This window comes from Bacillus sp. AK25 (assembly GCF_048270685.1).
GTDB classification, from domain to species: Bacteria; Bacillota; Bacilli; order Bacillales; family Bacillaceae; genus Bacillus; species Bacillus altitudinis.
Map to the genome: position 1 here is coordinate 379,888 of NZ_JBLUWC010000001.1, position 18,359 is coordinate 398,246.

The 18,359-nt window shown below is 45.6% G+C and carries 2 protein-coding genes; both read left to right on the plus strand.

Features of this window, described 5'->3' with window-relative positions:
- Positions 1–3: 3 nt before the first annotated feature.
- Entirely contained in the window at positions 4–10,146 is a 10,143-nt protein-coding gene (locus ACNO7B_RS01920) for an amino acid adenylation domain-containing protein (protein WP_417901084.1), read from the plus strand.
- Positions 10,147–10,159: 13 nt separating this feature from the next.
- The gene (locus tag ACNO7B_RS01925; RefSeq protein ID WP_417901085.1) at positions 10,160–18,358 is read left to right on the plus strand and encodes an amino acid adenylation domain-containing protein; all 8,199 of its coding nucleotides are present in this window, start codon (positions 10,160–10,162) and stop codon (positions 18,356–18,358) included.
- Position 18,359 lies beyond the last annotated feature (1 nt).

Consider the following 18,359-nt stretch of genomic DNA (forward strand, 5'->3'; position numbering starts at 1 on the left):
CATATGAAACCATCAACCATTAACCAAACGAGTAGACATGAATCAATGGATGCGATTTTACAAGATGTAAAGACAACCATTTTACAAACCAATGAAATCGAACGCTTCGCTGTTTTTTCACGTGAAAAAACCATTCGACCGCGGCCGTATCACCTCTCTCATTTATTTCTCGACAAGCACATTGAGCAGGAGGCCGCAGTGGAAGCGATACAGACGCAAACGGCTGTACCTGCTTTGGCCGATATGCCGCCCGCTCTTTCCTATGGAGGGGATCTCGACGTCACACAAGGCGCACAGACCTTACAGGAAGTCTTAACAGAGGCTGCAAAAACGACAAATGGGCTTACGTATATCGTGAATAGCAAGAACGAACTCACACAATCTTATGCGCAGTTACAAGGAGACGCCGAGAGGGTTCTGACTGCTTTAAGGGCACTGGGGCTTAAGGCAGGCGATCCTGTTTTCTTTCAATTCTCATCGAATCATGCCATGGTCACTGCCTTTTGGGCATGTGTATTAGGCGGATTTGTTCCAACGCTTGTGTCGGCTGCCCCAACCTATCGGGAGATGAATGCTGCAGTGAAGAAGCTTCATCATGCTTGGAAGCTGCTCGAGCATCCGCTCATCCTAACAGATGACTCACTGATCGAGGAGGTGCAAGGGTTAGCCTTACTGTGGCATACAGATCAATTACGTGTCGCAGCAGTTGAGCCGATGCTGACATTAGAAAGAGATACAGCCGCTCACCCTGTCGCGCCGGATGATTCCGTCTTCTTTATCTTAACGTCTGGAAGTACAGGGATGCCAAAGTGTGTAGAGCATTCCCATAGAAGTGTGCTGGCGAACGTCAAAGGAACAGTGGCAGCAAATCAATTTACACAAGAGGATGTCTCGTTAGACTGGATGCCTTTAGATCATATTGGTGGCATCGTGATGTTCCACCTTGTCAATGTGTACACAGGCTGCGAGCAGATTCGGGCAAGAACAGATGACTTTATCGCTCAGCCGCTGCGGTGGCTTGACTGGATGGACCGCTACCGTGCAACGAAGACGTGGGCACCTAACTTTGCATTTGCGATGATCAATGATTATGAGAAAGAGATTTCATCAGGATCTTGGGATCTGTCGGCGATGACCTGCATGATCAATGGGGCAGAGGCGGTCGTGCCAAAAACCATCCACCGATTTCTACACCTGCTTGCTCCGCACGGCTTAAAGGGAGATGTGATCAGACCGGCTTTCGGCATGTCTGAAATCTCATCAGCGGTTGTGTTTTCCTTTGCGATTGAGCGTGGAGATGAAAACAGCGGGGTTCTGACCTTTGAGGAAACGTCGCTGACAGAGCAGCTAAGACCAGCAGAAGCACGTGAGACAGGAACCGTCAGCTTTACAGAGTTGGGCAAACCGATTCCAGGTATCACGATACGCATCGTCAATCATCAGCATGAGCTTCTTCCAGAAGATCATATTGGCCGTGTGCAAATAAAAGGTCCAACCACCATGAAGGGCTATTACCGGAATGACGAAGCGAATCAAGAAGTATTTCAAGCGGATGGCTGGTTTCACACGGGTGATTTAGGTTTCCTGCACGAAGGAAGGCTGACACTAACCGGTAGAGAAAAAGATATGATTATCATCAACGGGAAAAACTATCACAACTATGAAATTGAAGCCATAGCAGAGGAAGTACCGGGAGTAGAAACGAGCTTTGTGGCTGCTTGTTCTGTCCGAATGGAGGCTTCTGCATCCGATGAACTGATTCTCTTTTTTACACCGAAGCTGTATGAGCCGGCTTATATTATGAGGGCAAGTCAGCACATTAAATCCCATATTGCAACAAAAATGGGCTTGTCTGCATCTCGCATCATTCCTGTCCAGAAGCATGCATTTCCCAAAACAAGCTCTGGAAAAATAGAAAGGGCACAGCTCAAGACAAGATGGCAAGAAGGCGAATTTGATGAAATGATCATGGAAATGGACATGAGACTTGAAAATGAACATACCTTGCCTGATTGGAGTTATCAAAAGAAGTGGATACCTGCTCCACTTGATGCAGCTGACAAGCAGATCATAGGGGACGTTGTGATCTTTGCAGATCCATTAGGACTGGCAGATCAATTGAAATCTTTTGCAAACAGTGAACAAACATACATTACGGTTGAACCGGGTCAAGCGTTCAAACAACTCACACACACTCACTTCATCATCCACCCGAATCGGCCGTCTGACTACGAACAACTCTTTGAGACGCTCCGTTCGTATGGCGTTTCGGTGAAACACATCATTCACCTTTGGAACTATACAAACCAAGAAGACAAGCTTTATGTGGCCAAGGCGAAACAAGCGCAGAAAACGGGCAGCATGAGTGCATTATTTTTAACAAAAGCCATTTCCGTCTATGAGGAGCAGGTGGCTATCACTTTTGTCTCAGCCCATGCGATGAATATGCCGGAGGATCACATCCACGATGTAGAAAAAGCAACGACAGCCGGACTGATGACAGCAGTTCAGCATGAATGGCCGTTTATCAAGGTGCAATGTCTTGATTTTTCTCTAGCAGAATCGGTATCTAGTCATTCTCATGCAATGGCGATTATGGCAGAACTCACACATGACCAAGACCGTCATGTTGCTGCTTATCGTCAAGGTGTTCGTTATATTCCCTTTTTAGCACCTCTTCATTTGGAAAAGGAACAGAAAAGGAAAGAGCCGCCATTTGAATCATCTGGACTTTATGTCATAACAGGCGGGCTAGGCGGAATTGGCCGTTTAGTCAGTGAACACCTACTGACATCTTATCAAGCACATCTCGTGTTGCTTGGAAGGAAAGAGAGAGAGGCACTTTCTAGTGACCAGCAAGAGACATTGGCTTTCCTAGAGAAGCAGGCAAAAGTGCATGGCGGCACGGTTCTTTATGAGAAAGCGGATATCACAGCTGAAAAAGAGGTGGAAGCGATCATCTCTAGACATGAGGTCGCTGGAAATCGAAGGCTGGATGGGATCATTCATTTCGCAGGTATCATTCAAGAAGAACTGCTTGCTGATATGACATCTGTGTCTCTGAATGACATGTACGAAGCGAAGGTATATGGAACGATTGCGCTTCATGAAGCTGCCTCCAAACGCAGGAATGTTTTATTTCTTTCCAGCTCGTCAGCCCGAACGCTAAAGGGCGGTATGACTGTCGGCGCCTATTGTGCTGCCAATGAGTTCGTGGAACAATTTGCTCATTATCAGAAGCTGACATCTACAGTGAAGCCATATTGCTTTAGTTTCAGCATGTGGGACGAGATTGGCATGAGTGAAGGCTCCATGATAAAAGGCATTTTAAAAGAAAGAGGTTATCTTCCAATTTCAAAGCAGGCAGGCTTCCAAACGATGCTCGCATGTCTGATGACAGATGCTCCGCTCATTTATGCGGGATTGGATCGATCGAAGAAAGAGATTCACGAGATGGTCCATGCGGATGCGAAGATGCAAACAGAGCAGACCTTTTACGTCTTTTTCAAAACTGATCAAACAAAGGCGGTGGAAGAGCGGCTGTATCAATCGATTCATACGTGTTTACAGTCCCGTCTATCTGGTGAATATGCCGTACATTTGTTTCCTGAGGAATATTGGAAAGAAACAGAAGATGGAACGCCAGACGAGGCATATTTTCATGAATTAATAGAGGGAAGCGGAATGGATTCAGACAACAGAGCACCTCACACAGAAACGGAGAAACTGCTCGCACACATTTGGTCAGAGTTGCTCGATGTCTCGGATGTCAGCTGCGGCGATCATTTCTTTTTACTAGGAGGCCATTCGCTGAAGGCGACGCAAATGCTGTCTGCGGTTAGACAAAAAACAGGGTTTGACGTGCCGCTTGCTGTGTTGTTTGAACATACGAGACTCGGAGAATTAGCAGACTGGATCGATTCAAATGCCAAAGCAGATGAAGTGATTCCGATGAGAAAAATGGAGAAGGGTCAGGAGATTCCGATGTCTTATGCCCAGCAAAGACAGTGGTTCCTCTATCAATTAGAGCCGGATTTGCCATTATACAATAATACGATTTCGTTTCGGATGAATGGGCCTTTAGATATCAAGGTGCTTCAGGAAAGTCTGCATCATATGGTGGAAAGACATGAATCGCTCAGAACGTCCTTTACGATGAGCGGGGATGAACCGGTACAGGTCATTCATGAACAGATGGCCCCTCCAGAGCTTGAGGTGATGGACCTTTCAGGCATAGCGTCACAGGAAGAGAAAGAACAAAAAGCGTCTGAATGGGCGAAAGAAGAGGCATCCACACCTTTTCAATTAGAACACGAAGCGCTCTTTCGAGTGAAGCTGATTCGACTTTCATCCGCAGAGCATATCTTGCTGATGTCCATTCACCACATCGTGTCAGATGGCTGGTCGATTGGCATTGTTGCAAGAGAATTATCTGAGTGGTATACAGCGGCGATCGAAGGGCGGGAGCCTCACTTGCCGGCACTGCCAATTCAATATGCGGATTACGCACTGTGGCAGAAGGAGTATTTGACAGGAGAGCCACTAGATAAGCAGCTTACCTATTGGAAGGAGCAATTTGCGGCACCTGTTGAAGATTTGGTATTGCCGTATGATCATCCGCGGCCGGCCGTTCAATCCTACAAAGGGAAGACGAAAACATATCAGCTGTCGAAGTCACTGTCTGAAAAGATTGATGAGCTATCTAAGAAAACAGACAGCACACTTTATATGACCTTGCTGTCGGCTTTCTCTACTCTATTACATCGATTGTCTTCACAGGATGAGTTTGTCATTGGCTCGGTCATTGCTGGGAGAAATCGAACGGAAATGGAGCATTTAATCGGCTTTTTCGTGAATACATTGGCGCTTCGGATCGACCATAGCGGGAATCCAGCCTTTACGGAATTATTAGAGCGAGTGAAGGAGACAACCGTCGGTGCTTATGCACATCAGGATGTGCCGTTTGAGATGGTGGTCGATGAATTGAATATTGTCCGTGATGCCAGTAAGCAGCCGCTGTTTCAGGTCATGTTTGTTCTGCAAAACCTACCGCTTGAAGCTTCTCCAATGGGAGAGGCGACGTCGGTTTTAGCCATTGAAGATAATGATACAGCGAAATTTGATCTCTCTCTGTTTGTGTTTGAAGGAGCTGAAGGTCTTCAGTTAAAACTTGAGTATCATGCGGATTTATTTTCTGATGACACGATGGAGCGATTCCTCGCATACTACGAGCACCTGCTTGAAGGAATTTGTGAAAATTCAGCGCAGCCGATCAGACAAGTGAATTTCCTGCCAGAGAAAGAAAAGCATCAATTGCTCTATGAATGGAGCGGAAAGACTGATCAACCAAAAGGTCCGCTACTCATGACGGAACGATTTGAAGCGCAAGTGAAAAAGACACCTCATGCAGTGGCGCTTGAGTTTCAAGGAGATGAGTGGACGTACCAGGAGTTACACGAGAAAGTCGATCGTCTAGCAGCCTATTTGCAGCAGCGAGGCGTGACGCCGCATGAACCAGTTGGACTGCTCATCGACAGATCGCCTGAAATGATTCTTGGGGTGCTGGCCATTGTGAAAGCAGGAGGGGCTTATGTGCCAATTGATCCTGAATATCCAGATGCCCGCATTGACTATATGCTGAGAGATACAGGGATTCAGCTTTTACTGACAAAAAATGAATGGCTGAAAAAAGTATCCATCCATCAAACGGAACTTATTTGTCTTGATCAAGGGTATGAAGAATTTTTACCAGAAGCAGAGGTCATGCCCGCTGCACTAAGACCTGATGGACTTGCTTATATCAATTACACATCGGGGTCAACTGGACAGCCAAAAGGAGTACTGATCCCGCATCAAGCGGTCGTCCGGCTTGTGTGTGAAACAGACTATGTCACCCTTAATGAACAAACGCGCATTTTACAAATCGCTAGCTTCTCTTTTGATGCATTTACGTATGAAATATGGGGTGCCCTTTTAAACGGGGGAAGGCTCATACTGACGGATCGAAATACCATTTTATCAATGGATACATTAGCGGAAGCACTAAAAACTTATCAGATTACTACAGGGTTCCTGACTGTGCCGCTGTTCAACCGTTTAACAGAAGAGCATCCAGAAGCTTTATCTGGACTTCATGCATTATTGATCGGCGGAGATGCCTTATCAGCCGCTCATATCCGAAAAGCACTACCATATTTGCCTGAAGGGCTTTTAAATGGTTATGGACCAACAGAGAATACAACATTCTCCTGTGTGCATCACATTCGGGCACTGGAAGAAGATCAGGCGACGGTCCCGATTGGACAGCCTATTGCTTATTCACAAGCTTATGTATTAGATGACCAAATGCAGCCAGTTCCGCAAGGCGTCATCGGCGAAATTTACGTTGGCGGCACAGGGCTAGCACTTGGTTACCTTGGAGATGAAGACAAAACAGCATCATCATTTATCCCGCATCCTTTCCAAGAAGGAGCGCGTTTATATAAAACAGGCGATATGGGCCGCTGGCTGTCAAATGGCATCATTGACTGTCTTGGAAGAATCGATCATCAAGTGAAAATTCGTGGACACCGCGTGGAATGTGGAGAAATTGAAGCCGCTATGCTGACATTTGATGACATCACAGAATGTGCCGTTATCCCGCATCAGCATGAGAGTGGTCATAAGCGATTGATCGGTTATTTTGTCCAAAAAGGCGGCATGACCACGCAAGACATTCGCCATAACTTAAAAGACATTCTGCCAGATTATATGGTACCAAGCCTATTAATAGAGCTGGATGAATTACCGCTCACGCCAAATGGCAAGGTAGACCAAAAGCGTCTTCCACCGCCAGAGTGGAGACAAGAAGAAGTAGAAACAGCCATTGACAAAGCAGCTACTGAGGAAGAACGTGTGTTAGAAAAAGTGTGGTCTCAGCTGCTAGGCGTTCCTTCTATTGGCGTCCATGATAACTACTTTGAGCTTGGCGGAGATTCCATTATTGTCATACAAATGGTGGCACGCTTAGCACAGGAAGGCTACGTCATCCAGCCGAGAGATGTATTTGAAAAACAGACCATCTCACAACTCGCACAAGTGATGAGAAAGTCAGAGGTCTCTACGGTCTATGATCAATCACCTGTGACAGGAGAGGTTCGTCTTCTCCCGATTCAATCTTGGTTCTTTGAGCAATCGATGACCAATCAAGATTATTGGAATCTCTCGGCGCATATTGAAATGAAGCGATCTGTTCCACATGAACAGTTAACACAGGTTCTTTCAAAACTGGTCGATCATCACGATATGCTGAGAGCTATATATACAAAAGAGGCAGATGGCACATGGATTCAAACCATTCGTGAGCCTGGTGTCACACCTTGTGTCACATTCTTTGATGTGACAGATGTGTCTCAAGAGGAAGCACGGGAACAAATCCGCTTGGAGACAAATGCCTGTCAAGGAACATTGTCATTAGAGCGCGGAGAAGTGATCAAAGCGATTCTTTTTCATACAGGTGAAGACACGTCTGAGCTCTTTATTGCTGCACACCATCTCGTCATGGATGGCATATCATGGCGCATGATACAAGAAGATGTACTAAATGGATTGAAACAGCTTGCTACGGGGCAGGACATCCTATTTGCGAAAAAAACCGCCTCCTATAAGCAGTGGGCAGATGCCTTATACGAATATGCACAAACAGATCAATTACAAGCGCAGGCCTCTTTTTGGCAAAAAATCAAGGATCAAGAGGAAGAAGGTTCTCCTTTCCAACTGCCTGCGCTTTCTAATATAGAAGAACATGCAGAGATCCTGTCGGTTCAGCTCACAAAGGAACAAACAGATATGTTACTTAGACAGGCCTCACAAGCATACCGAACAGAGATTAACGATTTACTGTTAGCAGGACTCACGCAAGCCATTGGAAAGCCAATGCTCATCACGTTAGAAGGGCATGGACGCGAGGATTTATTTGAACAGATGGATTTGTCACGGACAGTCGGCTGGTTTACAAGCTCTTATCCTATTTTTATTCCTTTTATACAAACCGATGTTGCAAGACAAATCAAAGACGTCAAAGAAACCTTACGAGCTGTGCCGCAAAAGGGAATCGGCTACGGTTTGCTTCAATATATGACAGAACCTCGTTTACTCAAAACGGTAACGCCGCAGATGAGCTTTAATTACCTCGGTCAGTTAGATCAGGCAGATGGCGAAGCCAAGCTTTATATAGCAGACGAACGAAATGGACATGTTCACGATCCGAAAGCAGAAAGACAGCATTTGATCGATGTGTATGGATATGTGACAGATGGTCAGTTGCAGATGAACTTTATGATCAATCGTGAACTGCTGCAAGATCAAGAGGTGCGGTTGTTACCTGAACGTTTTAAAGAAAAAATGGAGATCATCTTGACGCATTGTGTTGAAACGAGCGGCGGCTTTACACCATCTGATTTTCCGATGGTTCAGCTCACGCAAAAGCAAATAGATGAACTTCCAGACAATGTAGTCGATGTGTATCCGCTGTCTCCAATGCAGCAAGGAATGCTGTTTCATGCACTGCTAGATCAAGCCTCACAAGCTTATTTTGGTCAGGTGCATATGACGCTCCAAGGCTTAACAAATGGCAATGCCTATGAACAAGCTTGGAACCTTCTTGTAGAACGTCATTCGATTTTGAGAACAAAATTCGCTTGGGAAGGGCTGAAGGAGCCTGTTCAGTTCATTCAATCAGAAGGAAGCATCCATCTCACTCAGCACGATGTGCGCCACCTGAGTGACGAGGAGCAAGAAGAGACAATCGAACACTTTTTAGTATCTGATCGTTCAAAGGATTTCCATTTAGACCATATAGATGAACCGCTGATTCGGATTGCTTTATTCCGTTGTGATGAGGAAAGATGCACGTTTGTCTTTAGTTTTCATCACATTTTAATCGATGGCTGGAGTTTGTTCAGTTTTATTCAGGAATCCTTTGCGCTGTATCGCTCTCTTGTGGACGACCGAGAGATCAGTCTTTCTACAGTCCGTCCATATAAAGATTTTATCGAATGGCTACAAAAGCAGGATCAAGAGAAGGCGCAAGAGTTCTGGCAGCGTTATATGTCAGGCGTAGGGGAAGCGACACCGCTTCCAGGAGACGGCGAAGAACATGTTTTAGACCAAGAAGCAAGCATGGCGCAGTCCAGCGTCAAATTGACGCCAGAGATGCAGCAGAAGCTGGAGAAGATGACTGGCAAGCAGAAGGTCACGATGAGCACACTGATTCAATCAGCGTGGGGACTGCTCTTGCACCTTCATTCGGGCGCAGAGGATGTCATATTTGGGGTGACCGTATCTGGCCGGCCAGCCGACTTACCAGAAGTGGAAAGCATGACAGGGCTCTTTATTAACACATTGCCGCTTCGTCTACCGATCCATTCGGACTGGACGATAGCGCGATTGCTCGCTTATACACAGGAAACCGTTTTTCAGATGAGAGAATACGAGTATACCGTATTGCCAGATATTCAGCAGATGACGGAAATTCCAAATGGTGAGGCATTGTTTCACAGCATTGTCGTGTTTGAAAACTATCCGATTGAATCCATTGAGCCGTATGGCGTACGCATTTTAGACATTGCCAGTCATGAAGAAACAAATTATGACTTAACCCTTGTCGCAGTGCCGGGAGATACGCTGGAGCTTCGGATCACATACAACTTGAATCAATATTCAGAAAAGCAAATACAAACGCTGATGCAGCAGCTGATTCACACACTTGAAGCCATGACAGAACAAGTGGATACGCCGCTATCTTCCTTCACCATTGTGACAAGTGAGGAAAAAGAGCGGATGATCAGTGATTGGGCGAAAAACGCACATGTCAGCGTGCTATACCCAGACCAAGAAGAAGTTTATGCAGGCGTACATGATCCTGCCTATGAAACGGAAATATATGTCCTGAATGAAGAACATCAGCTCATGCCGATTGGATTTCCTGGAGATATTTTTATCGGCGCCAAAGAGATCAAAGCACTTTTTGGAGAGCTAGCCGATTGGATGGAGGCGCATAAAATTCCGCATCCATTCAAACATCAAACAGGCGAATACCTTTATCCGACAGGGGATGTCGGCGTTTGGACGGAAGAAAGCAAGATTCAGATTTTGGATTGGATGTAGGAGGAGAAGAAGAATGCTAGTTAGTAGACGAAAAGGAAATGCAGCAAATCATATTGTCAGGATCAATGGAAAACGAATCGATCTCAAAGCATTAGAGAAAGTCTTCATGCTTCACTTTCCACTAAAGGAATGTGCGCTCATCCCGAAGAAAAATCAAGAAGGAGGCCTATCGCTTGTGCTGTTTGCACAGGCGAAGGACCCTTCGCTGACAAGAGAGGATTTGATGAAAGGACCACTTCATCCTGATGAAGTGCCAGCCGCACTCGTCCTCGTCCCTTCCTTGCCGCGAAAAGAAAATGGAGCGGTCGATACCGAGGCGCTGCTTGCCATTGACGTACTAGATGAAGAGGAACGGAGAAAGATAGAAGAGCGCACGAAAGCCATAGATGGAGTAGAGGAAGCAGCCGTTTTGATAGAGAGTCAGACAGAAAAACAAACACCCTATCATTTAGATGACCTCTTCCCAGATAGACAGCGTACAAATGGAAACGAATCGTTTTCAAAAGATGAAGTCAGCCAAACCATACAATCCTCCGCACAAGAAAAACCACCAGCCCTTGTTTATGGCGGTGATGTGATCAGAAAACCAGGTACACCAGTCACATTGACAGAGGTACTGATCCGAGCCGCCTTTATGTCACCAAATCGCGGAGTCACGTATCTCAAAGAAGGCGGTCATGAGGTGATCCAGACTTACCCGGAATTGCTCACAGGAGCGGAACGTGTCCTATCTGGATTAAGGGCAGCCGGACTTTCAAACGGCGATCAAGTGCTGCTTCAATTGAAAGACCATCAAGATTTTATCACAGTATTCTGGGGCTGTATTCTCGGTGGAATCATTCCAACCCCAGTTTCTGTACCGCCTGTGTATGATGAAATGAATCAAGGCGTGAACAAGCTCAAGGGCGTGTTTCAGCTGCAAAATGAGCCATTCATTATTACAAACGAAGCGAGTGCTGAGGACATTGCAGGGCTGCGTGAAACATTTGAATCAAAAGCGATTCCGATTTTAACAATCGAAACATTACTTGCCTGTGACCCAGATGAACAGCATTATGAGCCAGAGCCGGATGAGCCTGTGCTTCAGCTGCTGTCCTCAGGAAGTACGGGTGTGCCAAAGTGTATCCGGCACAACCATCAAAGCATTTTATCTAGAATCATTTCCTTTGAGCAGGCAAATGGTTTCACGCATGAGGATGTATCAATGAACTGGATGCCGCTTGATCATGTAGGGGGCATTGTCATGTTTCATGTCCATGATGTGTACCTCGGCTGCCAGCAAATTAGTCCATCCATTGATCAATTTATCGAACGGCCGATGGTGTGGCTGGATTGGGTAGAAAGATACGGTGTCACAAGAACGTGGGCACCAAACTTTGCCTTTGCGATGATGAATGAATATGAAGACGACATTCGCAAAGGGAGCTGGGATCTCTCCACCTTGACCTATATCATGAACGCCGCCGAAGCAGTTGTTCCTAAAGTGACGCAGCGTTTCATGCACATCATGGGTGAGCACGGATTAAGCCGCCATGCGATGGTGCCGGCTTATGGCATGTCAGAAACATCATCAGCCATTGTCCAGTCAAAAGAATTCATGCGTCATGATGATCAGGGTGGACAATTGACCATTGATCAGACCTCATTAACAAGTGAGATTCAATATGTGACGCACGATCATCCGCACAAGATGACTTTTACAGAAGTCGGTGCACCAATCCCTTCTGTATGGATTCGGATTGTAGACGAGCATCACCAAGTGCTGCCAGAAGATCAAGTCGGCCGCTTGCAGGTGAAGAGTCCAACGATTATGATGGGCTACTATCAAAATGAGGAAGCGAATGAAGAAGTATTTGCAGAAAACGGCTGGTTTCATACAGGAGATTTAGGATTTATTCATGAAGGGCGCCTAGTCCTCACAGGGCGGGAAAAGGACATCATCGTCATCAACGGAGCGAACTATTTGAATTACGAAATTGAAGCCGTTGTGGAAGAGGTTGAGGGGGTTGAAGTCACCTTTGCCGCTGCGTATGGCATTTACAATCCCGAATCAAGTAATGACACACTCGCCGTCTTTTTTGTCACGCAGAAGGATTCGATAGAGGATCAAATCACAATGATTCAGCAGATTAGAGAGAGCATCATTCGCAAAATGGGAATCGAACCTGACCATATCATTCCGGTGAAAAAAGACCAATTTCCGAAAACAGAAAGCGGAAAAATCCAACGTGCTCAACTAGGTGCGGCACTGAAAGATGGGGTGTTTCATGACATTGAACGTGCACTTGATCTTGCTTCGGAAAATGAACAAACCCTCCCAGATTGGTTCTTTAAACGTATTTGGGTAAAAGAGAATATCGGTCCATCTCAGCCGGTATCCACTGATCATGTACTCGTATTTGAGGATGAAAAAGGGCTTTATCCATCGCTTTATGCCCAATTTGAACAAATGAACCTGCCTTATGTTTCTGTGAAAAAGGGTTATGAATTTTTACGCCTGTCAAAAGGGATGTATCAGATGAACCCTCGAATCAAAGGGGATTACGTCAGGCTTGTGGCGGCGCTTGAAGCCGATGAATTAAAAATTGACCGTATGCTCCACTTGTGGAATGTGTCAGACAAGGAGATGATTGCGAGCCCTGCGCAGTTCAAAGAACTGAATGCAAGCACCAGCCAATCCATTTTATATTTGTATCAAGCATTGAGACAAGAAAATAAAGAGCCGATGCGTCTCGTTGTTGTCACAAAAGGTGGTCAATTGGTCAAACCGCAAGATGAGCTTCATGTGGAGAAAACGTCTCTTGCCGGATTATTAAAAACCATCCCGCAAGAATGGGAAGGGGCAGAAGTGTCTCACCTTGATATTGAAGCGGAGAATGTGGAACAGGATGCCAAGCATATTGCGGACGAACTAGGTGCGATTCATTTGAAAGCAGAAGTGTCTTACCGGCATGGCCAGCGCCTCGTACCAAAGCTGGAAAAAGTGAATATGATGACGGCACCTCAGACAGAAGGGTTTTTAGAATATGAAGGCTTGTACTTGCTGACTGGCGGGCTTGGCGGTATTGGATTTGAACTGTCTAAGCAAATGCTCCAATTTGGCTTGAAGCTCGTGTTAATTGGACGGACATCCCTTGAAGAAGACAGAGAAAAAGAGGCGTCATTCTCACAACTTAAAGATCTGGGAGACGTCCTTTATGTACAAGCCGATGTGACGAATTTATGTGACGTCGAGCAGGCGATTTATGAAGCAGAAAAGCATTTCGGACAGTCGATCCGAGGAGCGCTTCATTTAGCCGGTGCTGGCAATGTATCTGAGCACTTTCAGCATGTGGATACGTACACATTGGCTCATACAACAGAAGAAGATTTCGTCAAAGAACTTTCAGGGAAGGCAGATGGCGCTTGGGTGCTGCAAGAAGCCTTCAAGCATGACCCGTCAGTTCCACTCGTCTTTTTTGGATCAGTGAATGGCTATTTTGGCGGCACAACATTTGGTGCATATTCTGCGGCAAACAGCTTTTTAGATGGACTCGCACATGCCCTTACCTATCATGAGGGAAGAAGAGCGATTTCCTTGAATTTCAGCATGTGGGATAATCTTGGTTTGTCTAAGGGGCATACTGGGGCCGCGCTAACCGTTCGCAAGGGCTTTCAATTGATTGGAAAAAAACAAGGACTCCATTCATTATGTCTAGGTGTTCGGCTGAATGAAGCGCATCTATTTATCGGCCTAGATGGGGCGAATCAAGAAATCGCTGAACATCTTCAACCAGCACCAATACCATTTTTTGAAAAGAAACTGTACTATACGGTGCAATCAGGCAAAGAAGTGGATGCTGACAAGATCACAGACATCATAGAGGGGAACTGGGACATCAGGCAAGTGGAAGATATACCGAAAAAACAAGATGGCTCTATTGATCACGAAGCCCTCAAACAGTTCCATCACAAACACGCACAGCCGTTTGAAAAGCAATTGCCAGAAACGAAGACAGAGCAGGTGCTTGCGGCCATATGGGAGGATATTTTAGAAGTCGATCGTGTGTACAAAGAGGATCAATTCTTTGACCTTGGTGGACATTCATTAAAGGCCACTCAAACGATTTCTCGTATTAATCATGAGTTTTCAATAAAGGCACCGCTAAAAATCTTATTTGAAAGCAAGAATCTGGCACACTTGGCACAAATGGTCGATGACATCAATGGAGCACCAGCCATTCAGGAAGCCAGCATTCCAAAGCTGGAAAAACGAACAAGCTATGAGCTGTCACATGCTCAAAAGCGAATTTGGTTCTTATCTACATTAGAAAAGAGCCATCATTACAATATATTAGGTGCTTGGAAACTGATGGGCCAAGTACACATCCAAACGTTAACAAAGGCGATCGGTCTCTTAACAAAACGTCATGAAGCACTTCGCGCAACATTTCAAACCATTGGCGGCAAGCCGGTTCAAGTCATCCGTGAAGATCTTCCGCCATCAGTAACCGTTGCGAATTTCTCATTATTTAATGAAAAAACAAGAGCGAGAAGATTGGAACAGCTGATTCAGCAAGAGGCGAACCGCATCTATGACTTAGAACGGGGACCGCTTGCGCAGTGGACAATTGTTGATATGGGGAAAGAGGAATATTACTTGCTTTGTGCGCAACATCATATCATTTCCGATGCATGGTCGCTCAGCCTGCTTATTCAAGAATTAGAAGTCGTGTATGGTGCGCTATTATCAGAGAAAACGCCTGAGTTACCTGCACTTGAGATTGAATGGACCGATTATGTTCATTGGGAGAATGAGCAATTAAAGAACCACCATGAGGCTCAGAGCTATTGGCTAGAAACGTTACAAGGAGAGTTGCCGGTATTAGAGCTCCCGTTTGACCGTCCTCGTCCGCCGGTTCAAACATTTAATGGAGCTACAGAGCAAATCGTGATAGATGAACCGCTTGTTCGGCGTTTACATGCCTTGTCGAGGCAGCAGGGGACAACACTATTTATGACGATGTTGTCAGCCTATTATGTCCTGCTTCACAAGTTGTCTGGACAAACAGATGTCATTGTTGGATCGCCAATCGCTGGTCGTGATGTCGAACAATCAGAGAAGCTCGTCGGCATGTTTGTCAATACATTGGCGCTGAGACAGGACGTTTCAAAAGCCGATACCTTTGTCGATTTACTGGCAAAGGTGAAAGAAATGACGTTAAAAGCCTTTGAGCATCAGCATTATCCATTCGACAAGCTTGTGGATGACCTTTCAATGGATAGAGACCTAAGTCGTTCACCAATCTTCCAAGTCGCCATGGGGTATGTCACTGATTCGCTGGATATCAACCTAAAAGGACTGACATCGGAACAAGTGATGGTCCATCATACCGTCTCTAAATTTGATCTCACCTTGCATGTATTTGAGCAGGAGGACAAGCTGTCTATCCATGTGGAATATAATACGGATTTATTTGAGCAAGAAACGATCCACCGTATGATGAATTATTATCTCAACCTGTTAGATGGCATGACGGCTCAGCCTGAACGGACATTTGCTGACTTTTGCGTCATGGACAAAACAGAACAGAATGCCATGATCATAGGAAAAAATCAAACCGACACGCCGTATCCAAAGCGTACGCTGCAAGAATTATTTGAAGAACAAGTGCAGCGTGACCCGCACCGGATTGCTGTATCTTATATGGAAGAGCATATGACGTATCAAGATTTAGATGAGAAGGCGACAAAACTGGCTGCCTATTTACAGTCAAAAGGCGTTGGACCAGGTTCACTTGTCCCGATGCTGTTTGATCGTTCGTTTGATATGATGGTCTCAGTTCTAGGGATCGTCAAGTCGGGTGCTGCTTATGTACCGATGTCACCTGAGTATCCAGATGCCCGCATCGGTCTGATCGTTCGCGATACACAAAGCGATATCATCTTAACCCAGTCGCATCTGATCAATCGTTTAGACGATCTGAGCGGCACAAAGATTGAAATGGACAAGCCGTTACCAGAAACAGGCGCAGTGTATCAAAGGGAAAAATCGATTGTAGGAGAAGACCAGCTTGCCTATGTGAACTACACTTCAGGCTCAACAGGCACACCAAAAGGCGTGATGCTTCCTCATGCAGGTGTGGTCCGCTTAGTGAAAGAAACAAACTATATTGAGCTTGGTTCAGAAGATAAAATGCTTCAGCTGTCTAACTATGCATTTGATGCCTTTACCTTTGAATTATGGGGAATGCTGCTAAGTGGCGGTCAGCTGGTTCTGATCCCGAAATATGCTGCTCTGAATATGGACGAATTAACTCGGTTAATCAAAACGCATCAAGTCACAGCCAACTGTTTGCCAACTGCATTATTCAACCGGCTGATTGAGCACGATCCAAAAAGTGTGGCTGGATATCGTACATTACTTGTTGGCGGAGAAGCCATGTCTAGTGAGCATGCACGAAAGGCATTGCCACATATGAAGGGTGTGCTGATCAATGCTTACGGTCCAACAGAAAACACAACATTAGCGACCACTTATCAAGTCACACACGTACCGGAGGATGCAAGATCAGTGCCAATCGGTGTGCCAGTCGCCAACTCAACGGTTGTCATACTAGATGATCATCTCAATCCAGTACCAACAGGCGTCAAAGGAGAAATTTATATCGGCGGAACAGGGCTGGCGAAAGGATATTTGCATGACCCAGAGCGCACGGAGGAGCGGTTTATTGACAATCCATTCCCGGCATTAAAAGGGGACAAACTGTATCGTTCCGGTGACCTAGGGAAATGGCGGTCTGATGGCAGTATTGAATACCTTGGCCGAAAAGACAACTTGGTCAAAATTAGAGGCTACCGAATTGAATGTGGAGAAATTGAGACAGCCCTGCTCAAACATCCACAAGTAAAAGAATGTACCGTCATTGCTAAAACGTACGGCAGCTCAAAACGGCTGGCAGCCTACCTTGTCACAGATGGGGGAGAGCCTGTTCCCGGATGGAAAGCATTTTTACAGGAAAGCCTGCCAGGCTATATGATTCCAAGTTACTTTATCGTACTTGAAGCAATTCCCGTCACAACGAATGGGAAGGTCGATCAAAAAGCTTTGCCGGAGCCGACAGACGCAGTCTCATCCTCACATGAAGACGATCAACCGGCAACAGAAACACAGCAGCTGATTGAGACAGCTTTCAGTGAAGTGCTTGGTGTCAAACGAGTAGGAATTCATGATTCATTCTTTGATTTAGGTGGAGATTCCATTATGAGTATTCAAGCCGTTGCCAAATTAAAAGAAAAAGGTGTCCGTGTTGATCCGAAATGGATTTTTATGCACCCAGCGCCAGCACAGTTAGCGGCATATTTGGACACAGTGCCAGAAACAGGCGAGCCTGTCGAAAGAGCGCCGAAAGACTATGTAATCGAGTTGAAAAAAGGGGATCCGGCTGAACCGAGAATTTTCTTTGCACCGCCTGCTGGTGGAACGGTGATGGGGTATATCGATGTGGCCAAGCTCATGACACATGAAGGAGCTGTTTACGCCTTGCAGTCTCCAGGCTTATATGAGGATGAAGAACCACAATTCCTTCATTATACAGAGCTTGTCACCATTTTTATTGAAGCCATTGAGACATTCTATCGACCAGGCATTGATTATTTGGCAGGGCATTCTATGGGCGGACATCTTGCTTACGGAATGAATCAGAGACTCTGTCATGCAGGAAAAGCGCCAAAAGGATTGATCATTTTAGATACGGTTCCGGTATTAAGAGATGAGGCAGATCAAGCGCTTCATGCCGATATGAACGAAGAAGAAGTGAAAATGCTCGCCCTCGTCCTAGGTATGGGGAACCTCGTCGGCATCAAACCAGAAGCATTACAAGGGCTCAGCTTCCAAGAAGTGAAGCAGAAAATCCTCAAAGAAGCAGAAAAGGATGGAGTCGTTCATCAATTTATGAATGATCACTATTTAGATAAATACTTGCAAATGCAGACTCATAATACCATCATGTCACAAGCCATTGAATTAGAAAAAGACCCATTCTCTGTGCCGTTTTATATTATACAAAGCAGCGATCACGCCACAGATTTCCAGAAGAAATTTGCCGATTGGGAAGCTTACACGAGAGAAACGTGCTCGTATTATCAAATAAAAGGCGACCATGTGACCATGATGAAAAGACCGCAGGCAGATCAACTTGCGCAGATTCTTGAAACGATCGTAAAGGGGTAAG

What these genes read in the sequence shown, in the direction of transcription:
- ACNO7B_RS01920 (WP_417901084.1), top strand. Translation starts at nt 4, where the DNA reads ATGAAACCATCAACCATTAACCAAACGAGTAGACATGAATCAATGGAT.
- ACNO7B_RS01925 (WP_417901085.1), top strand. Translation starts at nt 10,160, where the DNA reads ATGCTAGTTAGTAGACGAAAAGGAAATGCAGCAAATCATATTGTCAGG.